The 14,613-nt window shown below is 74.1% G+C and carries 17 protein-coding genes; 11 read left to right on the top strand and 6 right to left on the bottom strand.

The window, feature by feature from the left end; all coding sequences use genetic code 11:
• Positions 1–21: 21 nt before the first annotated feature.
• Complete coding sequence (locus ABZS80_RS11975; protein WP_355055713.1) at positions 22–507, bottom strand: carboxymuconolactone decarboxylase family protein; 486 nt, start codon at positions 505–507, stop codon at positions 22–24.
• Between the two features lie 176 nt (positions 508–683).
• Here ABZS80_RS11975 and ABZS80_RS11970 point away from each other — a divergent pair, with 176 nt between their 5' ends.
• Positions 684–1,598 carry an RNA polymerase sigma-70 factor gene (locus tag ABZS80_RS11970; RefSeq protein WP_355055745.1) on the top strand — a complete coding sequence of 305 codons (915 nt, stop codon included), beginning with the start codon at positions 684–686 and terminating at the stop codon, positions 1,596–1,598.
• A 61-nt stretch (positions 1,599–1,659) separates the two neighbouring features.
• Complete coding sequence (locus ABZS80_RS11965; RefSeq protein WP_355055712.1) at positions 1,660–2,100, top strand: nuclear transport factor 2 family protein; 441 nt, start codon at positions 1,660–1,662, stop codon at positions 2,098–2,100.
• 310 nt (positions 2,101–2,410) lie between these two features.
• Here ABZS80_RS11965 and ABZS80_RS11960 read toward each other — a convergent pair whose 3' ends face one another.
• Together ABZS80_RS11960 and ABZS80_RS11955 are read right to left on the bottom strand one after the other, a co-directional pair.
• Positions 2,411–2,977: a hypothetical protein gene (locus ABZS80_RS11960; protein ID WP_355055711.1), complete on the bottom strand. Its 567-nt coding sequence runs from the start codon at positions 2,975–2,977 to the stop codon at positions 2,411–2,413.
• Positions 2,978–3,121: 144 nt separating this feature from the next.
• Complete coding sequence (locus ABZS80_RS11955; RefSeq protein WP_355055710.1) at positions 3,122–3,991, bottom strand: aminoglycoside phosphotransferase family protein; 870 nt, start codon at positions 3,989–3,991, stop codon at positions 3,122–3,124.
• A 94-nt stretch (positions 3,992–4,085) separates the two neighbouring features.
• Here ABZS80_RS11955 and ABZS80_RS11950 point away from each other — a divergent pair, with 94 nt between their 5' ends.
• The 3 genes from ABZS80_RS11950 to ABZS80_RS11940 all read left to right on the top strand — a co-directional run bounded on the left by ABZS80_RS11950 (position 4,086) and on the right by ABZS80_RS11940 (position 7,112).
• Complete coding sequence (locus ABZS80_RS11950) at positions 4,086–5,093, top strand: tyrosine-type recombinase/integrase (protein ID WP_355055709.1); 1,008 nt, start codon at positions 4,086–4,088, stop codon at positions 5,091–5,093.
• 18 nt (positions 5,094–5,111) lie between these two features.
• The gene (locus ABZS80_RS11945) at positions 5,112–6,137 is read left to right on the top strand and encodes a hypothetical protein (protein WP_355055708.1); all 1,026 of its coding nucleotides are present in this window, start codon (positions 5,112–5,114) and stop codon (positions 6,135–6,137) included.
• A gap of 93 nt (positions 6,138–6,230) precedes the next feature.
• The gene (locus ABZS80_RS11940; protein WP_355055707.1) at positions 6,231–7,112 is read left to right on the top strand and encodes a tetrahydrofolate dehydrogenase/cyclohydrolase catalytic domain-containing protein; all 882 of its coding nucleotides are present in this window, start codon (positions 6,231–6,233) and stop codon (positions 7,110–7,112) included.
• Between the two features lie 6 nt (positions 7,113–7,118).
• Here the strand turns inward: ABZS80_RS11940 and ABZS80_RS11935 are convergent, their stop codons facing one another.
• Positions 7,119–7,898, bottom strand: a complete 780-nt coding sequence (locus tag ABZS80_RS11935; RefSeq protein WP_355055706.1) for an endonuclease/exonuclease/phosphatase family protein — start codon at positions 7,896–7,898, stop codon at positions 7,119–7,121.
• Positions 7,899–8,084: 186 nt separating this feature from the next.
• Between ABZS80_RS11935 and ABZS80_RS11930 the strand changes: the two genes are divergently transcribed.
• The 4 genes from ABZS80_RS11930 (at position 8,085) to ABZS80_RS11915 (ending at position 11,397) form a co-directional block, all read left to right on the top strand.
• Complete coding sequence (locus tag ABZS80_RS11930; protein WP_355055705.1) at positions 8,085–8,858, top strand: TSUP family transporter; 774 nt, start codon at positions 8,085–8,087, stop codon at positions 8,856–8,858.
• A gap of 32 nt (positions 8,859–8,890) precedes the next feature.
• Positions 8,891–9,664: a GNAT family N-acetyltransferase gene (locus tag ABZS80_RS11925; RefSeq protein ID WP_355055704.1), complete on the top strand. Its 774-nt coding sequence runs from the start codon at positions 8,891–8,893 to the stop codon at positions 9,662–9,664.
• 159 nt (positions 9,665–9,823) lie between these two features.
• Positions 9,824–10,477, top strand: a complete 654-nt coding sequence (locus ABZS80_RS11920) for a vWA domain-containing protein (protein WP_355055703.1) — start codon at positions 9,824–9,826, stop codon at positions 10,475–10,477.
• Positions 10,438–11,397, top strand: coding sequence for an HYR domain-containing protein (locus ABZS80_RS11915; RefSeq protein WP_355055744.1), 960 nt, complete (start codon positions 10,438–10,440; stop codon positions 11,395–11,397). Before ABZS80_RS11920 ends, ABZS80_RS11915 begins: the two co-directional genes overlap by 40 nt.
• 58 nt (positions 11,398–11,455) lie before the next feature.
• Here the strand turns inward: ABZS80_RS11915 and def are convergent, their stop codons facing one another.
• Both def and ABZS80_RS11905 read right to left on the bottom strand, forming a co-directional pair.
• Positions 11,456–11,965 carry a peptide deformylase gene (gene def / locus ABZS80_RS11910; RefSeq protein WP_355055702.1) on the bottom strand — a complete coding sequence of 170 codons (510 nt, stop codon included), beginning with the start codon at positions 11,963–11,965 and terminating at the stop codon, positions 11,456–11,458.
• Positions 11,966–11,975: 10 nt separating this feature from the next.
• A complete protein-coding gene (locus ABZS80_RS11905) occupies positions 11,976–12,764 on the bottom strand; it encodes a TetR/AcrR family transcriptional regulator (protein ID WP_355055701.1) in 789 nt (262 codons plus the stop codon).
• Positions 12,765–12,836: 72 nt separating this feature from the next.
• Here ABZS80_RS11905 and ABZS80_RS11900 point away from each other — a divergent pair, with 72 nt between their 5' ends.
• Together ABZS80_RS11900 and ABZS80_RS11895 are read left to right on the top strand one after the other, a co-directional pair.
• A complete protein-coding gene (locus tag ABZS80_RS11900) occupies positions 12,837–13,796 on the top strand; it encodes an ATP-binding cassette domain-containing protein (protein ID WP_355055700.1) in 960 nt (319 codons plus the stop codon).
• Positions 13,793–14,599: an ABC transporter permease gene (locus tag ABZS80_RS11895; protein ID WP_355055699.1), complete on the top strand. Its 807-nt coding sequence runs from the start codon at positions 13,793–13,795 to the stop codon at positions 14,597–14,599. Before ABZS80_RS11900 ends, ABZS80_RS11895 begins: the two co-directional genes overlap by 4 nt.
• Positions 14,600–14,613 lie beyond the last annotated feature (14 nt).

The following is a 14,613-nucleotide window of genomic DNA, read 5'->3' as shown; positions in this document are numbered from 1 at the left end:
CCGGGCCGCAACCACCGTCGATCACCGCAACGCGGCGGCGAACATGCCGGGCTCGTAGGAACCACCCCGCTGGTGCACGATCACCGACATCCGGTTCGCCGCGTTGATCAGCGCGACCAGGGCGACCAGCGCCGCGATCTGGTCGTCGTCGTAGTGCTTGCGCACCGCTTCCCACGTCTCGTCCGACACCCCCTGGTGGGCGTCGGCCAACCGGGTGCCCTCCTCGGCGAGCGCCAGCGCCGCCCGCTCGGCCTCGGTGAACACCGTGGACTCGCGCCACGCGGCCACCAGGTTGAGCCGCACCGGCGTCTCACCGGCGGCCGCCGCCTCCTTGGTGTGCATGTCGATACACCACCCGCAGCCGTTGATCTGGCTGGCGCGCAGCGACACCAGCTCCTGCGTGGAACTCGGCAGCGGCGACTGGTGGATCACCAGAGCGGCGTTGGCGAACCGCTTGGCGAACTTGACGGCGATCTCGTTGGCGAACATGTCGAACCGGGCATCCATGGCTCGTCCTCCCTCGTGCTGTCGATCGGACGACCACGAGATGCCGGGCGACCCCACCCCCGTGACAGCACGCCCACGTGACGAGCACCACAACCATCGCCGCCGCCCCGGTGTCACACGACGACCCGGCCCGGCATCTGATGGGGGAGACCGACGACACCGAACAGGAGCCACCCATGGCCGGCACGGCGCAGACCGCACCCGACGACCGCCCGGACCCCGCCACCGAGGTGTTCCTCGCCCACCGCAACCTGCTCTTCACGGTCGCCTACGAGATGCTCGGCTCGGCCGCCGACGCCGAGGACGTCCTGCAGGAGACCTGGCTGCGCTGGGTGGGCGTCGACCTCGCCACGGTGCGGGAACAGCGCGCCTACCTGGTCCGGATCACCACCCGCCAGGCACTCGCCCGGATGCGCGCCCTCGGCCGCCGCAAGGAGTCCTACGTCGGCTCCTGGCTGCCCGAGCCGCTGCTGACCGCGCCCGACGTGGCCGAGGACGTCGAGCTGGCCGACAGCGTCTCCATGGCGATGCTGCTGGTGCTGGAGACACTCACACCCACCGAGCGGGCCGTGTTCGTGCTGCGCGACGTGTTCGACCTCGGGTACGACGAGATCGCCGAAGCCGTCGACAAGAGCCCCGCCACGGTCCGCCAGATCGCCCACCGGGCACGGGGCCACGTCGCCGCCCGCCGCCCGCGCGGGGCCGTGTCCGCCGCGCAGACCCGGGACGCGCTCGAGGCGTTCCAGAAGGCGACCGCCACGGGCGACCTGCAGGCCCTGCTCGACATCCTCGCACCGGATGTCGTCTTCCTGGGCGACGGCGGGGGAGTCAAGCAGGCCGTCCCGCGGCCCGTCGTGGGTGCCGAGAAGGTGGCCCGCCTGCTGGCCGTCGGGCTGGGCCGGATCGCCGAGCTGATGTCGGTGCGGCCGGCACAGGTCAACGGCTACCCGGCGCTGATCCTCCTGCAGGGCGACGAGATCGACGCCGTCCTGGCGGTGCGCATGGACGACGGCCTCGTCACCGGGCTCTACGCCGTGCGCAACCCGCACAAGCTGTCGCACATGGAGCGCGAGATCAGCCTGCGCCGCTGAACGCGCCTGCCATGGCCACCAGTTTCGTCAGACTGCGAGCGAAGGAGAGGTGCGGGAAACGATGCCGAGGCGACATGAGGCGGACGAAGCCACGATCCGACAGCAGGTCACCGAGATCGTCGAAGGACTCCGGAACAAGGATCTCGAGGGCCTGCGGCGGCTCTACACGACGGATGTGGTGTCCTTCGACGTCGAGCCGCCGCTGCAGCACGTCGGGGTGGACGCGAAGCTCAAGAACTGGGCGGCCGTGTTCGCGATCTTCGACACCGTGTCCTACGAGGTCCGCGACCTGACTCTCACGGTCGGTGAGGACGTGGCATTCGGGCACGGCTTCGGCCGTCTCAGCGGCACGCTGCGGGACGGGACGGCGACGAACGGCATGTGGGTCAGGGTCACGTTCTGCTTCGAGAAGATCGACGGCAGGTGGCTGATCGCGCACGACCAGGTCTCGGTGCCGTTCGACATCCGCAGCGGCAAGGGCATCATCGACCTTCAGCCCTGATGCCTTGGGTTGGTGGACGAGGTCGGGGCCCTCGGGCACGGCGTCGAGCGGCGTGGCGAGCATTGGCGCGCCCGGCCGGCGCAGCGCCGGGTCCGCGGCCGCGCTGGCCCGGCGCCGGGCCGGGCTCACCGCCCGCGCCGGCCGTGAACGCTCCTAACCTTCGCATCGTGGGGAGAGGGAGCCCGCGCGCGGGCATGCCCCCAACGTCACCTTGGCGGGGGAACGGCCGCCGGGGGAGGATCGCGGCGTGGACCAGGCGAGGGAGCCGGACGACGGGGAGAAGCGGGCCGAGCTGGCCAGGTCGCACGGGTTAGCTCAGGTCGGCAACGCCACCTGGGTTGCGCCCGTGCTCGCCGCCGGGCGGCGCTTGCCGGTCGCGGCGGTCAAGCTGGCAGGAGAGGTCCTCGAACCATTCGCGAAGAGCCTGCTCACTCCGCCCAAACCCAACGTCGCGGACCCTGGCCTGCACGATTCCGTCAGGGTCGCGCCGCTGCGGCAGCCTCACCAGGAGCCTTGTCCTTGATCCCGTGAGCTCGACGCTCCAGCCATCAGCCGCCTGCTCAACAGCGGTGACCTCGAAGTCACCGTTCCCGTCCTCGCCCTTTCGGCGCGACCTGAGGCGGGCGGCCTCTCTCGCGAACCCCACCACCTCCGTCTCGTTCAGGGCGGGCCCATCCTTGCTGCGGCGGAGGGCGCCGAGTGCCGCCTTGAGGGCGTCGTAGGTGGCGTTCCCGACGATGCCGCCTCCGACTGCGCCGCCGAGCCAGAACACGAACTCGTGTACAGCCGGAGGAATGTCCGCATCGTCGTAGAAGACCTCGTGGTCTGACAGCTCCGGACGGAGGTCATCGCGGGCTTGGTCTGAGTCGCGGTCCACTCGCGAAGGGTAGGCGGGGAAGTCAATCTTCCGGGCTTAGTCAGAAAGGACACCTGACCCGCAGCACGCCCGCGTAGCCGCCTCACGCGCAGGTTCGATAATGCACATTATGTCAAGTAAGCAGGTTCGGGGGCTTCCCCGGTGTCAGTCCACGACCGGGTCGGCGAGGACCGCCGCCAGGATCCGCACCTGCTCCTCGTACCGGCCGTCCGGGCGCGCCAGCTGGATGAGTGCCTTCCACAGCGCCCAGCCGCGGGCGCGCCGCCAGGCGTCGTCGGGCAGGCCGGCCGCCTCCCGGAACAGTTGTCGCTCCGGGCCGGCGAACCAGGTCCACGCCGGCACCAGGTCGCACGCCGGGTCCCCGACACCGCAGGTGCCGAAGTCGATGACCGAGCACAGCCGCCCACCCGAGACGAGCAGGTTGCCGGCGGCGACATCACCGTGGAACCAGACCGGCGGCCCCTGCCACGCCGAGACCAGCGCCCGCGCCCAGACCTCCCGGCACGCCGCGGTGTCCACTCGCCCGCGCAGCACGTCCAGGGCGTCCTGCACCTCGTCGCCGTAGGCGCTCGGGTGGCAGCCCCGGAAGCTCGAGTGCCGCCCGGCCACCGGGCAGCCGGCCGTGGGCGCCCGCCGCAGCGCGGTCAGGAAGGCCCCGAGGTCACGCGCCAGGCCCGGCCGGTCGGCCTTCGCGGCGGCCTGCACCGTCTCCCCGGGCAGCCAGCGCCGCACCGACCAGGGGTACGGGTAGCCGGCGCCGGGGTCGCCGGTGGCCACCGGTTCGGGCACGGGCAGCGGCAGGTGCCGGGCCAGCACCGGCAGGCAGCGGTCCTCCTTGGCGACGCCGGGTACGTAGCCCTCGGCGCTGGGCAGCCGCACGACGAGGTCGTCGCCGAGGCGGAACGTCCGGTTGTCCCACCCCTGCCGGTCCACCGCGGTGACCGGCAGGTGCGCCCACCGCGGGAACTGCGCGGCGACGAGCCGGCGTACGAGTTCTTCGTCGATCTCCACCACCGACCCAGTCTGGGTGCCGCGACAAGTGGTTTCCCGGGTCGCTCCCCCGCACCGGCCACTGGCGGGAACGCGAAAATCATGCATAATATGCCTTATGCATGACAAACCGGACGAACCGGTAGGGCGGTTGATCGAGGAGTTCCTGACCGCCCGGGCCACCCGGAAGCCCTCCCCGCACACCCTGGCGGCCTACCGGCGGGACCTCACCACCGTGGCGGGCCTGGTGGGGGCCGAGGACGGGACCACTCCCCTCCCCCTCGACCGGCTGCCGGTCACCGCCCTGTCCCCCCGGGTCATGCGCGCGGCGTTCGCCCGCTTCGCCGCTCCCCGCGCCGCCGCGTCGGTCCACCGGGCCTGGTCCACCTGGAACAGCTTCTTCACGTTCCTGGTCGCCGAGGGTGTCGTGCCCGGTAATCCGATGCCGGCGGTGGGGCGTCCCCGGACCCCGCTCCCCCAGCCCAAGCCGCTGCGGGGCGAGGACACCCCGGAGGAGCTGCTGGCCGCGGTGGCCCGGGAGGACGGCCGGCAGCGCGACCCCTGGCCGGAGCGGGACCTGGCGGTGCTGGCGTTGGCGCTGTGCGCGGGCCTACGCCTGTCGGAGCTGCTGGCCCTGCGGGTGGCGTCGGTGGCGGGCCGGGCCGGTGAGCGCCGAGTAGACGTCGCGGGCAAGGGCGGCCGGCCGCGTACGGTGCCGATCGAGGCGGGCGTGGACCGGGTGCTGGTGGACTATCTGGACAGCCGGCGGCGCCGGTTCGGGGCGCGTACCGTCCGGCCGCACTCGCCGCTGCTGGTGGACCGGCGGGGTGAGCCGCTGCGCCGGGGCGGCCTGCAGTATCTGGTGGAGTCGTGTTACCGGCGGGCCGGGATCGGTGACCGGGTGCCGCGGGGCGCGCGGTTGCACGCGTTGCGGCACACGTTCGCGACGCGGTTGGCGGAGGACGGGGCGGGCGCGGCGGAGATCATGCGGTTGCTGGGGCACGCGTCGTTGGCGTCGTCGCAGACGTACATCGAGGTGACGGCGGGTCAGCAGCGCGCGGCGGCGGCGGCGAACCGGACGAACCGCGCGTTGGCGGGTCTGGTGGCGCAGCGGGACGCGACCTGAGCGGGCAGCATGGTCGGGATGCGGGTGGGTGCGGCGCGGGCGGTGGCGGTCGAGTGGGTGCGGGAGGCGATGGCCCGGGACCGGTCGATCGGGGGTGCGTTCTTCTCCGGGTCGACGGTGGGGCTGCCGGATGAGGCGGTGCTCGCGCCGTCGTCGGATGTGGACGTGCTGCTGGTGCGGGACGCCCCGGCGGCGAAGCTGGGCAAGTTCCGGCACCGTGGGGTGCTGCTGGAGGTCTCGGCGCTGACCTGGGCGGAGCTGGGGTCGCCCGAGGACGTGCTGGGGTCGTGGGTGTTCGCGCCGATGTTCCGCACGGACGCGGTGATCGCGGACCCGTCGGGGCGGCTGGCGGCGATCCGGGAGCGGGTGGCGGCGGGGTTCGCGGATCCGGTGTGGGTGCGGCGGCGGTGCGCCGGGGTGCGGCGGCGCATCGAGGACGGGTTGGCGCGGGTGGACGGGCGGGCGTCGGTGCCGGAGCAGGTGCTGGGGTGGGTGTTCCCGACGTCGGTGCTGGCGGTGTTGCCGGCGGTGGCGGGGTTGCGGGATCCGACGGTGCGGCGGCGGTACGTGCGGGCGCGGGAGGTGTTGGCCGCCTCCGGGTTCGCCGACCGGTACGAGGAGCTGCTGTGGTCGCTGGACGGCGGTGGGGTGGGTCCGGGTCGGGTGCGGGAGCACTTGGCGGGGTTGGCGGTGACGTTCGACGAGGCGGCGCGGGTGGCGCGTACCCCGTTTCCGTTCCGGGCGGATCTGTCGGCGGCGGGGCGGCCGGTGGTGGTGGACGGGAGCGCGGAGCTGGTGGCGGCGGGCGCGCACCGGGAGGCGATGTTCTGGGTCGTGGTGACGTACGCGCGGTGTCACGCGGTGCTGGCGGTGGACGCGCCGGAGCGGGAGCGGGTGTTGCGGCCGGCGTTCGAGGCGGTGTTGGCGGATCTTCGGGTGGCGTCGGTGGCGGATCGGCGGCGGCGGGCGGCGGCGCTGGTGGGGTCGTTGCCGCGGTGGCAGGCGGTGGCGGATGCGGTAGTGGAGCGGGCTGTGGCAGGCTGAGGGGTGAACGCGACTGGCGGCACGGGGATGGGCAACCATCGGGGAGCTCGGCGCGGGGGTCGACCGCCTGGGCCTCCGTGGGCGGGGTGCGGCATGTCTTCTTCGGGTTCGACGACGGCGCGGTTGCTGCCGGGTGCGCCGGTGGCGGCGCAGGTGTTGGCGGAGGTCGCCGAGTCGGTGGTGGCGTTGCGCGCGGCGGGGGTGACGCCGGCGTTGGCGACGGTGCTGGTGGGCGACGACGACGCGAGCGCGGGTTACATCCGGATCAAGCAGCGGCAGGCGGCGGAGCTGGGTTTCGTGTCGCCGCACGTGCATCTGCGGGCGTCGGCGTCGCAGGCGGATCTGCATGCGGTGCTGGCGGATTTCAACGCGGACAAGGCCGTGCACGGGGTGCTGGTGCAGTATCCGATTCCGGGTCATCTGGACTATGACCGGGCTCTGGCGGAGCTGGACCCGGACAAGGACGTGGACGGGATGCATCCGGTGAACATGGGCCGGTTGGCGTTGGGGTTGCCGGGTCCGTTGCCGTGCACGCCGGCGGGGATCGAGGCGTTGCTGGCGTTCCACGGGGTGCCGGTGGCGGGCCGGGAGGTGGTGATCCTGGGTCGGGGCGCCACGTTGGGCCGGCCGTTGGCGATGTTGCTGGCGCAGAAGCGGCCGACGGCGAACGCGGCGGTGACGGTGGTGCACACGGGGGTGCCGGACTGGCCGCGGTACACGCGGCGGGCGGACATCCTGGTGGCGGCGGCCGGGGTGCCGGGGATCGTCCAGCCGGAGCATGTGCGTCCGGGTGGTGTGGTGGTCGGCGGTGGGGTGCGTTACGAGGGGCGGCGGCTGCTGCCGGACGTGGACGAGTCGTGTGCCGAGGTGGCGGGGGCGATCACGCCGCGGGTCGGCGGGGTGGGTCCGACGACGGTGGCGATGCTGTTCCGCAACGCGGTGCGCGCGGCGGAGCGGGTGTCCGGGCTGGGCTGAGCGGCGTCAGCCGAGGTCGACGATGAGCGGCCGGTGGTCGGAGATGGTGGACAGCGGGGTGTCGACGGCGGTGACCGGGGGCAGCCGGTCGAGGCCGCGCCGGTCGGCGAGGATGTGGTCGAGCTGCACCCGGGGTTGCCCGGCCGGGTAGGTGGGACGGCGGCCCAGGGGCCGCCAGCGGGTGAGCAGGGCGGCGGGTCCGGCGGGCAGGTTGAGGTCGCCGAGGAGGATCCGCGGGGCGGGCAGCGCCCGCAGGGCGCGGGCGACGCGGCGCAGTTGCAGCATGTTCCACCCGGGCACGAAGGACAGGTGGGTGGCGGCGACGGTGAGCGGCCCGTGCGGGGTGTCGAGGACGGCGGCGAGGACGACGCGGGGTTCGTCGCGGAGCAGGACGAGCCCGCCGCCGGGGCCGGGGACGTAGATCGGTGAGCGGACGGGGGCGGGTCGCAGGCGGGTGACCTGCCAGGAGCGGACGGGGTGGCGGCTGACCAGGCCGACGCCGTAGAGGGGTTCGCCGTGGCCGTCGTCGTCGTGGGTGAGGGGGCGGAACCGTTCGCCGGGTGTGCCGACGACGGCGGCGGCGAAGCGGTGTTCGGGGGCGTCGAGGGCGCGGGCGGCGATGGCGGTGAGGTCGAGGCGGCCGCTGCGGGTCTGGTCGCGGTCGACCTCCTGCAGGGCGAGGACGTCGGCGTCGAGTGCGGTGACGGCGGCGGTGAGCCGGTCGGGGTCGACGAGTCCGTCGGTGAGGGACCGGCCGTGCAGCAGGTTGAAGGTGGCCAGGCGCACCTGCACACCCTACGTCCGCGTGGCAGGCTTGCCCGGTGCTGAAGGCGTTGCTGTGTTCGATGCTGGTGTTCGTGGCGGTGGCGTCGCTGGGGTTGTGGTTGCGGCGGCTTCGGGGGCGTTGAGCTGCGGTGAGGCTGGCCACAGGGCGTCCCGCCGGGGTGGTGGGGGTGGGCAGAATGGCGGCCCGTGGATCCTCTGTCGCTGACGACCCTGTTGAGCGCGGCCGCCCTGGCGGGCTGGGTGGACGCCGTGGTGGGCGGCGGTGGCCTGTTGCTGTTGCCGGCGCTGCTGCTGGGCGCGCCGGGGGTGCCGGTGGCGACGGCGTTGGGCACGAACAAGCTGGCCGCGATCTTCGGTACGTCGACGGCGGCGGTGACGTACGCGCGGCGCACGAAGCTGGACTGGGCGGTGGCGGGGCCGGCCGCGGGCCTGGCGGTGTTGACCGCCGGGTTGGGTGCGGCGCTGGCGGGCGCGGTGCCGGCGGGGGCGTACCGGCCGGTGCTGCTCGTGGTGCTGGTGTCGGTGGCGGTGTTCGTGCTGACCCGGCCGCGGCTGGGAGTGGTGTCGTATCCGGAGCGGCGCACGCCGGTGCGGGTGGTGACGGCCGTGGCGGTGGCCGGGCTGGGCATCGCCCTGTACGACGGGTTGATCGGCCCGGGCACCGGCACGTTCCTGGTGTTGGCGTTCACCGCGCTGCTGGGGTCGGATTTCGTGCACGCGTCGGCGATGGCGAAGGTGGTCAACGCGGGCACGAACCTGGGTGCGCTGGTGGTGTTCGCGGCGACCGGGCACGTGTGGTGGCTGCTGGGCGCGGCGATGGCGGTGTGCAACGTCGCAGGGGCGGCGGTGGGCGCGCGGATGGCGTTGCGGCGCGGTTCGGGTTTCGTGCGGGTGGTGCTGCTGGTCGTGGTGCTGGCGCTGGTGGGCAAGCTGGGCTACGACCAGTGGGTGGCGGCGTGAGGCGCTGACCGCCGGCGTGTGATCATCGGCGGGTGGCTGTGCGCGCCGAACACGACCGTGCCGTCCTCGCCGAGCTGCTGGGGCGGGATCCGGTGCTGCACGCGTACCAGTTGGGCGACCTGGACGACTTCTTCTGGCCGTACACGTCGTGGTTCCGCCGGGGCGACGAGGTGGTGCTGCTCTACCACGGTGTCGAGCTGCCCACTCTGCTGGCGTTCGCGCCGCCGGAGCGCGCCGGGGACCTGGCGGCGCTGCTGGCCGAGGCGGCGCCGGTGCTGCCGGCCCGGTTGTGGGCGCACCTCTCCCCCGGCCTGGACGCCACGGTGGCCCGCTGGTACGCGGTGTCCGACGCGGCCGCGCACCACCGGATGGCGTTGACCGACCCGGCCCGGCTGGCCGCGGTGGCGCCGGCCGGTGAGCCGTTGGGCCGCGCCGACCTGCCGGAGCTGCGGGAGTTGTACGCGGCCGCGTATCCGGGCAACTGGTTCGACCCGCGGATGCTGGACACCGGCCGGTACGTCGGGGTGCGGGAGGGCGGCCGGCTGGTGGCGGTGGCCGGGGTGCACGTGTGGTCGCCGACGTGGCGGGTGGCGGCGCTGGGCAATGTGACCACCCACCCGGACGTGCGGGGGCGGGGTCTGGCCGGGGCGGCCGTGGCCGCGGTGTGCGCCGGGCTGCGGGCCACCGTCGAGCACGTGACGCTGAACGTGCAGGCGGACAACGTCCCCGCCGTGCGCCTCTACGAACGGTTGGGGTTCACCCGGGTGGCCGACTTCACCGAGTGCGCGCTGCACCGCCTTCCGTGACTGGCTGACCCGTCAGTCTGTCCTGTCCAGCCGCCACGCCGGGTCAACAACCCGACGCTGACCTGGGCTTGTGTCTGACCGGTCCGGAGCGGCCGAGCCCCTAGCGTCTCGCTTCGAGGCCGCGCCCGGGGCGGGCGCGGCGGAGCTGAAGGAGACACGATGGGTTTCACAGCAGTGCCCCAGGGGCGAAGAACGGCGGTGGGCGTGGCCGCCGCCGTGACCGCGGTGGTGACCGCGGTGGCCACGCCCGCCTGGGCGGCGCCGGGCGTCGACCCGGCCACCGTCGACCGGTCCGCGGACCCCGGCGCCACGATCGGGATCAGCAAGGTGGTCTCGACGCCGCCGATCCCGCCGAACCCGGACGTGGTGCTGCTGGTCGACACGACCGGCAGCATGGGCGCGGCGATCGCCAACGTCCGCACCAACCTGCAACAGGTGATCAACAATGTGCGCGGGGCGCAGCCCAGCGCCCAGTTCGCGGTGGCCTCCTACCGGGACGAGGGGGACGGCGCGGAGCTGTTCCGGGTCCGGCAGGACCTGACCGGCGACGCCACCGCGCTGCAGAACGCGGTCGACGGGCTGGCCGCCGGGGGCGGCGGCGACGTCCCGGAGGCGTGGGTGAACGGGCTGTTCCAGGTCTCCGACGGCGGCATCGCCTACGCTCCGGCAGCAGCCGGATCGTGGTGCTGGTCGGCGACGCGCCCAGCCACGACCCGAGCGCCGGGCACTCCCTGGCGCAGGCCACCGCCGCGCTGCAGGCCGACGACGCCCGCGTGCTCGCGGTCGACGTCACCGGCGGGGGCGGCGGCCTGAACGCGACCGGGCAGGCCACCGACGTGGCCGCCGCCACCGGCGGGCAGGTGGTCGGCAGCGCCCCGGACACCGTCACCGCGGCGATCCTGTCCGGGCTGCGGGACCTCGACGTGACCGTCACCCCGCAGGTGGTCTGCGACCCGGGCCTGTCGGTGAGCTTCGACGCGCCGTCGAAGACCCAGCAGAGCGGCACCGACGTGCCGTTCGCCGAGACCATCACGGTCGCCGGGGACGCCGCGCAGGGCGCCACCCTGCACTGCACGGTGGACTTCCTGCTCAACGGCCTCTCCGGCGGGCCGGCGTTCGTCGAGCACATCGCGGTGACGGTCAACGACGTGACCCCGCCGACCGTGGTCGTGGACGACCGGACCGTGGAGGCCACCAGCCCCGCCGGCGCGGTGATCAACTACCCGGCGAGCGCCACCGACAACGTCGACGGTCCGCTCACCCCGACCTGCGCGCCGCCGCCCGGCAGCACCTTCCCGCTGGGCGCCACCACGGTCACCTGCACCGCCACCGACGCCGCCGGCAACACCGGCAGCGACACCGCGGTGATGCGGGTGGTCGACACCACCGCGCCGATCACGCAGTGCGTGCCGACCAACAACCCGAGCGGCGGCAACATCCCCGGCTCGTACAACCCGGACGGGTTCTACCAGCTCACCGCGACCGACATCGTCGACACCGCCGTCGTCGTGTACATCGCCGACGCCGCCGACCCGTCGGTGCGGTTCGGGCCGTTCCCGGCCGGCACGAAGATCAAGCTGGTGCAGGCGCCGGGCGCGCAGTCCCGGGTCAAGGACGGCACCGGCGACATCGACTACAAGGTGACGCTGCGCGGCGACGCGATCATCACCGGCGTGGACGACTCCGGTAACACCTCGACCGCGACCTGCCTGGTGGCTCCGCCGCCGAAGTGACCCGTCGCGACTGATGTGCGGGGGTGGTCGGCGGTGCGGGCCACCCCCGCCGTCGCGGTCAGCGGCCCCGGCTGGGCGAGTCGAAGCGGCCGGCGCGGATCTCCCGCAGCGCCCGGCGGCGGGTGTCGCCGCGCAGCGTGTCCACGTACAGGCGGCCGTGCAGGTGGTCGGTCTCGTGCTGCAGGGCGCGGGCCAGGAATCCGCTGCCGGCGATGGTGAGCGGCTGGCCGTGCTGGTCGACGCCGTGCGCGGTGGCGTGCAGGGCGCGCGGCGTCGGGAAGTACAGCCCGGGGATGGACAGGCAGCCCTCGTCGTCGTCCTGGAGTTCCTCGGACAGCTCCAGGGTCGGGTTGATGAGGTGGCCGCGGTGCCCGTCGGCGTCGTAGACGAACACCTGGGCGTTCACCCCGATCTGCGGGGCGGCGACGCCGGCGCGGCCGGGTGCGCCGAGCAGCGTGTCCATGAGGTCCTGCACGAGCGCGCGCAGCTCGGCGTCGAAACTGGTCACCGGCTCGGACGGGGTGCGCAGCACGGGGTCGCCGATGATCCGGATCGTGCGCATAGTCATGCCCGGAAGGCTAGCCGCCCGTTACCCCGGCGGGTGCGGCACCCGCCCGGTCGCGGACCAGGACCTCGACGCCGTCGAGCAGGCGGGCCAGCCCGAACTCGAAGGCGCGGGCCGGGTCCCCGGCGGCCTGGTACTCCTGCCCGGCGGTGGTGCCGACCCGGGCGGCGAGGGGGAACCGGTTCGGGTCGAGGACCTTCTCCAGGTACGGGGCGTGGGCGTGCCACCACTGCTGCTCGGTCATCCCGGTGTGGCGGGTGGCCTGGGCCGCCTCGACGGCGGGGCGGGCCGCGCCGTGGACGTAGCCGGTGACCAGGGTGATGACGGCGTCCATCTCCAGGTCGGTGAGGCCGATGCCGTCGACGGCGCCCAGCTCGTACTCGTACTTGGCGATGAGGTTCGGGCCGAGCGGCGGGCGGGTGGTGGCGACCTGCAGCAGCCACGGGTGGCGCAGGTAGAGGGCGAAGTTCTCCCGGGCGATCTGGGCGAGTCGGCCCCGCCAGCCGCCCGGCACCTGCTCGGGGCGGTCGGTCTCGCCGTAGACGGTGTCGAGCATGACGTCGAGCAGTTCGCCCTTGCCGGGCACGTGCGTGTAGAGGGTCATGGTGCCCACCCCGAGCCGTTCGGCGACGCGGCGCATCGACAGCGCGCCCAGCCCGTCGGCGTCGGCGACCTCGATGGCCGCGCGCACGATCCGCTCCACGGAGAGGTCGCCGCCCTTGCGGCTGGCCTTCTCCCGGGTACGCCAGAGCAGGGCGAGGCTGCGCGCCGGGTCCCCGGTGCCGCTGTACTCGGTGGTCACCCGCCGACTGTACCGACCCCCCTTGTCGTATGGTGTACGGTACGGCGTACCGGACGAGGAGCGGAGGGGCCGATGCGACGGGACGGACCGGCGATCGAGGCGGAGGGCCTGCACAAGCGCTACGGCGACCAGGTCGCCCTGGACGGCGTCGACCTGGCGGTGCCCGCGGGTACCGTCTGCGCGGTGCTCGGCGTGAACGGGGCCGGCAAGAGCACCCTGGTGCGCATCCTGACCACCCTGCTGCGCGCCGACTCCGGGGTGGCCCGGGTGGCCGGGTTCGACGTACGGCGGCAGGCCGACCGGGCCCGCGCGCACCTGGGCCTGGTCGGCCAGCACGCGGCGGTCGACGAGATCCTCGGCGGCCGGCAGAACCTGGTGCTGTTCGGCCGGCTGCACCGCCTCTCTCCGGCCCGCGCGGCGGCCCGCGCCGACGACCTGCTGGACCGCTTCGACCTGACCGCGGCCGCCCACCGGCCGGTGGCCGGCTGGTCCGGCGGGATGCGCCGCCGGCTCGACCTGGCCGCCGCGCTGATCGTCGACCCGCCCGTGCTGTTCCTCGACGAGCCCACCACCGGCCTGGACCCGCGCGCCCGCAGCGACGTCTGGGACGCCGTACGCGCCCTGGTCGGCGCCGGGACCACCGTCCTGCTGACCACCCAGTACCTGGAGGAGGCCGACCGGCTCGCCGACGGCATGCGGGTGCTGCACCACGGGCGGGTGACCGCGGCCGGCACGCCGGAGGAGCTGAAGTCCACCCTCGGCGGCGACCGGATCGACGTGGTGCTGCACCACCCCGACGACCTGGCGGCGGCCGCCGCGGCGGTCACCGCCGCCACCGGCGCGGCGCCCACCGTCGACCGCGCCGCGCTGCGGCTCAGCGTCCCGGTCACCGACCGGGTCGCCGCGCTCGCCGCGGTGCTGCGCGCCGTCGAGGTCGCCGGCCTGCGCGCCGGCGACGTGGCGGTGCGCCGCCCCACCCTCGACGAGGTGTTCCTGCACCTCACCGACTCCCGCACGGAGGTGCCGGCGTGACCGTCCTGCCGCTGTCCCGGGCCCGCTGGGCCGCCGCCGACACCGCGATCCTGACCCGCCGGACCCTCGCCCACTGGGCGCGCCGCCCCGGCGAGGTGCTGTTCGGCCTGCTGTTTCCCGTCCTGCTGCTGCTGATGTTCGGCTACCTGTTCGGCGGCGCCATGGCACTGCCCGACGGCGCCGACTACCGGGAGTTCCTGCTGCCCGGCATGGTGGCCATGACCATGCTCTTCGGCGTGGAGACCACCTACACGGCCGTGGCCGTGGACACCGCCCGTGGCGTGACCGACCGGTTCCGGTCGTTGCCCATGAGCCGCGCCGCGGTGGTGACCGGCCGGGCCGTGGCCGACCTGCTGCACTCCGCCGTGGCCCTGGCCGTGGTGCTCGGCTGCGGCGTCCTGATCGGCTGGCAGCCGCGCCGCGGCCCCCTCGCGGCGCTGGCCGCGGTGGCGCTGCTGCTGCTCCTGCGCTTCGCGATGATCTGGCTCGGGGTGTACCTGGCGCTGCTGCTGCGCCGCCCCGAGACGGTCGCCGCGCTGCAGATCCTGGTCTGGCCGCTGGGCTTCGCCTCCAACGCGTTCGTCGCCCCGGCCACCATGCCGGGGTGGCTCGCCGCCGTCGCCGCCTGGAACCCGCTGTCGGCCACCGTCGCCGCCACCCGGGACCTGTTCGGCAACCCCGGCTGGGGCGCCGGCTCCTGGCCCGCCGAGCACGCGGTGGCCCTGGCGGTGGCCTGGCCGCTGCTGCTGGTCGCCGTGTTCCTCCCGCTGTCCGTGCGCCGCTGGCAGCGCCTGGGCCGGTGAGCCCCCCGGCCGCC

The organism is Micromonospora sp. NPDC005305, assembly GCF_040607315.1.
In the GTDB taxonomy this organism is placed as follows: domain Bacteria; phylum Actinomycetota; class Actinomycetes; order Mycobacteriales; family Micromonosporaceae; genus Micromonospora.
This window is presented reverse-complemented; position numbering and strand designations above follow the sequence as displayed.